At 62.9% G+C, this 4,972-nt stretch carries 5 protein-coding genes; 4 read left to right on the top strand and 1 reads right to left on the bottom strand.

Translation table 11 applies throughout. The features are described from left to right. The first annotated feature begins 173 nt into the window (after positions 1 to 173). On the top strand, positions 174 to 1,367 hold the full coding sequence (locus DBR12_RS13870; protein ID WP_108617795.1) for an AAA family ATPase: 1,194 nt from the start codon (positions 174 to 176) through the stop codon (positions 1,365 to 1,367). A gap of 7 nt (positions 1,368 to 1,374) precedes the next feature. Here DBR12_RS13870 and DBR12_RS13865 read toward each other — a convergent pair whose 3' ends face one another. Beyond that, the gene (locus tag DBR12_RS13865; RefSeq protein WP_108617794.1) at positions 1,375 to 1,695 is read right to left on the bottom strand and encodes a DUF3579 domain-containing protein; all 321 of its coding nucleotides are present in this window, start codon (positions 1,693 to 1,695) and stop codon (positions 1,375 to 1,377) included. Between the two features lie 241 nt (positions 1,696 to 1,936). Here DBR12_RS13865 and DBR12_RS13860 point away from each other — a divergent pair, with 241 nt between their 5' ends. The 3 genes from DBR12_RS13860 to DBR12_RS13850 all read left to right on the top strand — a co-directional run bounded on the left by DBR12_RS13860 (position 1,937) and on the right by DBR12_RS13850 (position 4,887). Then, on the top strand, positions 1,937 to 3,133 hold the full coding sequence (locus tag DBR12_RS13860) for an aspartate aminotransferase family protein (protein WP_108617793.1): 1,197 nt from the start codon (positions 1,937 to 1,939) through the stop codon (positions 3,131 to 3,133). A gap of 17 nt (positions 3,134 to 3,150) precedes the next feature. Beyond that, a complete protein-coding gene (gene argF / locus DBR12_RS13855) occupies positions 3,151 to 4,080 on the top strand; it encodes an ornithine carbamoyltransferase (protein WP_233244502.1) in 930 nt (309 codons plus the stop codon). 126 nt (positions 4,081 to 4,206) lie between these two features. Continuing rightward, positions 4,207 to 4,887, top strand: a complete 681-nt coding sequence (locus DBR12_RS13850) for a hypothetical protein (RefSeq protein WP_108617791.1) — start codon at positions 4,207 to 4,209, stop codon at positions 4,885 to 4,887. Positions 4,888 to 4,972 lie beyond the last annotated feature (85 nt).

The raw sequence follows: 4,972 nt of genomic DNA, 5'->3' as shown, positions 1-4,972 counted from the left end.
GGCAAACAGCCCGGACGGCCCCGCCGTTCGCCGTTTGTAACGGGTGCGCTGCCAGCAAAAAACGGACAAACCGCCTTCGGGCGGTTTTTTCGTTTCTGGGCTTTGCACAGCACGCTTTACCCTAAATTATTGAATGATCATAATTATTGGAATTTCATAAAATCCAATAAACCATGACCTTCCGCCGCACCGCCCTCGCCGAACAGATGGCCCAGCAGCTGCTCAGGCCCTCATTCCTGGACACCTCACTGCGCTCCGGCCTGTTCCTGTCGGGCCAGCGGCGTGTGGGCAAGACCACCTTCCTGGCCACCGACCTCATTCCTGCCCTGGAGGCGCTGGGCGCAATCGTGGTCTATGTAGACCTCTGGAGCCAGCCGCAGGCCAACCCGGCCGATCTGGTGCACGAGGCCATCCGCAGGACACTCAAAGAGCTGCAGATGCCCGGCTCGGGCATCCTGAAGCGGCTCAAGGAAGTCACCAACCTCGAAGCGGGCGCAGCGGGCTTCAAGTTCGGCTTCAAGCTCGCGGATGTGGGCAAGGACGACGGCGTGAGCCTGGCCCAGGCATTCCAGGAGCTGATCGACCAGGTCAAAACGGATGTGGTGCTCATCGTGGACGAGGTGCAGCACGCTCTGGGCAGCGCCGATGGCGACCACCTGCTGCACGCACTGAAGGCTGCGCGCGACGCCATCAACACCCGCCCGGACACACCAGGCCATTTTCTTTTCATCGGCACCGGCTCGCACCGTGCGCGCGTGCAGGAACTCACACTCAAAGGCAACCAGGCCTTCAACGGCGCAGTGACCAAGGAATTTCCCGTGCTGGGGCGGGATTTCATCGACTACGTGCTGGCGCAGGTCCGCCCCCAGCTGGGCAGCATGCTGCCCTCGGCCAACGTCACCGAAACCGCCTTTCGCAGCATGGGCAGCCGACCCGAGGAGCTGATGAAGGCACTCAACGTGCTGCGCAGCCTGCCGTCGGACGCCCTGCCCGACGAACACCTGCCCACCATTGCCCAATCCCTGGGGGCAGCGGCGGCAGATGTGGAACTGCAAAAGGTGGAGGCCATGGGCCCGCTGGCCGAGGCCGTGTTCTCACGCATCTGCAGCATTGGCGGCGACGTGAAGGGCGTGTTTACCGGTGAAGCGCTCAAGGCCTATGCCGCGCAAATCGGCCGCGAGGTCACGGCCCAGGAAGTGCAGGGCATCATCGGCATGATGACCTCAGCCAACCTGCTCATGCGTGTGAAGCATGGGCACTACGGGGTGACGGATCCGTTTGTGGAAAAAGCCTGGGGGAACCGGCTGCAGGCCGACCAGTTGCTGCGCACCGACCAGGCGGGCGATGTGCCCCAGCTCGGCGCCTGACCCTTTCTCAGCCTTTGGCGGGCGGGTCGGGCAGCAGGCAGGCCTCGGCCACCTGCAGGTTGTTGTCGCGCGCGAAATTGATGACGAAATCCCAGGCCATGGGTTCGTGTCCCTGCAAGTCGCGGTGGACCACCACACACTTGATGCCATTGAGCGTGGTAGGAATGCACCAGGGCGAATAGCTCAGGTGGCTGCCAGGCCGGGCTCCACCAGGGCGAAAGCTGCTCATCACCCCGGCCAGCCGCTCGGCCCAGTCGCTGGGCCGAAAGGTTTTCCCGTCATGGGTGATGCCCTGAATGAAGACTTCTTTGGAGGAGGGGGAAACCATCGGGGATTGGAGTGGTAGTGAGCGCGCCAGACACAGGATCACTGCATGCTGCACCGCAACGCGACATTCTAACTCTTATATAAGAGCTACCCCTCTAATCCCTATGCCGGGCTCCAGCAAGTGGGCAAAAGTCGGGTAGCGAGTGGCATTGCAGTAATGCGCAATCGTCAACAGACGATCACCGTGCTCCCCCTAGAATCGTGCTTCGATTTTTGCCACCGTACCGTCTGGAGATTCCCGCATGACCGCTTTCATCGAAGCAGCTTCGCCCCACGTGATGAACACCTATGGCCGCGTACCCATCGCGCTGGCCCGTGGGCAAGGCAGCCGCGTCTGGGACGTCAACGGCAAGGAATACCTCGATGGCCTGGGTGGCATCGCCGTGAACACGCTGGGCCACAACCACGCCAAGCTGGTGCCTGCGCTGCAAGACCAGATCACCAAGCTGATCCACACCTCCAACTACTACCACTCGCCCCTGCAAGAGCAACTGGCCACCAAGCTGGTGGAACTGTCGGGCATGACCAACGTGTTCTTCTGCAACTCGGGCCTGGAGGCCAACGAGGCAGCGCTCAAAATCGCCCGCAAGTTTGGCGTGGACAAGGGCATCGCCAAGCCCGAGATCGTGGTGTATGAAAAGGCCTTCCATGGCCGGTCCATCGCTACCATGTCGGCCACCGGCAACCCCAAGATCCACAGCGGCTTTGGTCCGCTGGTCGAGGGCTTTGTGCGCGTGCCACTCAACGACATCGAGGCCATCAAGCAAGCCACCGAAGGCAACCCCAACGTGGTGGCCGTGTTCTTCGAGACCATCCAAGGCGAAGGCGGCATCAACGCCATGCGGGTTGAATACCTGCAGCAGCTGCGCAAGCTGTGCGACGAGCGCGGCTGGCTCATGATGATTGACGAAGTGCAGTGCGGCATGGGTCGCACCGGCAAGTGGTTTGCCCACCAGTGGGCGGGCATCGTGCCCGATGTGATGCCCCTGGCAAAGGGCCTGGGCTCGGGCGTGCCGATTGGCGCGGTGGTGGCAGGCCCCAAGGCCGCCAACGTGCTGCAGCCCGGCAACCATGGCACCACCTTTGGTGGCAACCCGCTGGCCATGCGCGCGGGGGTTGAAACCATCCGCATCATGGAAGAAGACGGTCTGCTGCAAAATGCCACCACGGTAGGCGACCACCTGCGGGCTGCCTTGCAGCGTGAGCTGGGCAGCCTGCCGGGTGTGAAGGAAATCCGGGGCCAGGGGCTGATGCTCGGCATCGAACTGAACAAGCCCTGCGGCGCACTGATCGGCCGCGCGGCCGAAGCCGGCCTCTTGCTGTCGGTCACGGCCGACAGCGTGATCCGCCTGGTGCCTCCGCTGATCCTCACCACTGCCGAGGCCGACGAGATCGTCGCCAAACTGACCCCGCTGGTCAAAGCCATCCTGGCTGAATGAAGCAAAGCAAGATTGTCATGACGACGCTGAAACACTACCTGCAGTTCACCGACCTCAACGCCGACGAATACACCTACCTGTTCGAGCGCGCCGCGCTCATCAAGAAGAAGTTCAAGGCCTACGAAAAGCACCACCCGCTGGTGGACCGCACGCTGGCCATGATCTTCGAGAAGGCCAGCACCCGCACGCGCGTGAGCTTTGAAGCAGGCATGTACCAGCTGGGCGGCAGCGTGGTGCACCTGACCACCGGCGACAGCCAGCTGGGCCGCGCCGAGCCGATTGAAGACAGCGCCAAGGTCATCAGCCGCATGACCGACCTGGTGATGATCCGCACCTACGAGCAGGCCAAGATCGAGCGTTTTGCCGCCAACTCGCGCGTGCCCGTCATCAACGGTCTGACCAACGAGTACCACCCCTGCCAGATCCTGGCCGACATCTTCACCTACATCGAGCACCGGGGTTCGATCCAAGGCAAGACAGTGGCCTGGGTGGGCGACGGCAACAACATGGCCAACACCTGGCTGCAGGCGGCATCGCTGCTGGGCTTCAAAGTGCATGTGAGCACCCCACGCGGCTATGAAGTGGACGAGAAATTGGCCGCTGGCGCGCACGGAATCAGCGCGGACAGCTATCAATTCTTTAGCAACCCCATGGAAGCCTGCCGGGGCGCCGACCTGGTCACCACCGACGTGTGGACCAGCATGGGCTACGAGGCCGAGAACGAAGCACGCAAAAAGGCTTTTGCCGACTGGTGTGTGGACACCGAGATGATGGCCGCCGCCCAATCCGATGCCCTGTTCATGCATTGCCTGCCCGCGCACCGGGGCGAAGAGGTCGAGGCGGATGTGATCGACGGGCCGCAATCGGTGGTGTGGGATGAAGCAGAGAACCGGATGCATGTGCAGAAGGCGCTCATGGAATATCTGCTGCTCGGCCGCGTCGCCTGATATCAAGATGCGTCCGGAAATACAGAACCGTTCACGCTGAGCGTGTCGAAGCGCCGCGCAAGGCTTCGACTAGCTCAGCCCGGACGGTTCCGGTAGATCGAACGCGAACCCGTCCGACACATCCCCATGCCCTGGCGCCGCCAGCCCGTTCACAGCGCCGAATTGCTGGCGCACTGGCAGGTCCTGGGCCAAGTGCTGGGGCGCGACACGCCAGCCTGGCGCGCCGAGGGCAAGCGCCTGGTGCGCAGCTGGGCCCGCTGGCCCCGCGCCTACCACGACAGCACCCACCTACGGGCCTGCCTGCAGCACCTGCTGGCGGTGCAAGCCCAGCACCCCGGCGCGCTCCATGACCCCCATGCCGTAGCCATCGCGCTGTGGTACCACGACGCCATCTACTGGCCGTGGAGCGGGCACAACGAAGAGCGCAGCGCAGACTGGGCGCGAAAGTTCCTGCTAAGCCAAGGGCTTCCCACCACACTGGCCGAGGCCGTACACCAGCACGTGATGGACACCCGCCACACCCCCGGCCCGCTCACGGGCGACGCCTTGTGGGTGGTAGACATCGACCTGGCCATCCTCGGCCAGAGCGACGCGGTATACCGCCAGTTCGAGCGCAATGTGCGGCGCGAATACTTCTTTGTGCGCTGGCCGCGTTATGTGGCGGGGCGCAGCGCGGTGTTGCAGGGGTTTCTGGACCGCCCGCACATCTACGGCACAGCGTACTTTGCGCAGCGCTATGAGGTGCAGGCGCGTGCCAATCTGCAGCAGGCGCTGCACGCGCTGGGCGAAGGCAAGCTGTACCAGTAGCAGGTCGCAAAGGCGCAGGTTTTTAAAGAAAAAAAGGCCTCACCGCGCATCCATAAAGCGCAAACAGCTATCAAATATATAGCAA

It is taken from the genome of Acidovorax sp. HMWF029, from assembly GCF_003060895.1.
Taxonomy (GTDB): Bacteria; Pseudomonadota; Gammaproteobacteria; order Burkholderiales; family Burkholderiaceae_C; genus Acidovorax.
This window is presented reverse-complemented; position numbering and strand designations above follow the sequence as displayed.

Excerpts from the sequence above, each read along its gene's own strand:
- DBR12_RS13870 (WP_108617795.1), top strand. The coding sequence starts at position 174 with ATGACCTTCCGCCGCACCGCCCTCGCCGAACAGATGGCCCAGCAGCTG.
- DBR12_RS13865 (WP_108617794.1), bottom strand. The coding sequence starts at position 1,695 with ATGGTTTCCCCCTCCTCCAAAGAAGTCTTCATTCAGGGCATCACCCAT.
- DBR12_RS13860 (WP_108617793.1), top strand. The coding sequence starts at position 1,937 with ATGACCGCTTTCATCGAAGCAGCTTCGCCCCACGTGATGAACACCTAT.
- argF (WP_233244502.1), top strand. The coding sequence starts at position 3,151 with ATGACGACGCTGAAACACTACCTGCAGTTCACCGACCTCAACGCCGAC.
- DBR12_RS13850 (WP_108617791.1), top strand. The coding sequence starts at position 4,207 with ATGCCCTGGCGCCGCCAGCCCGTTCACAGCGCCGAATTGCTGGCGCAC.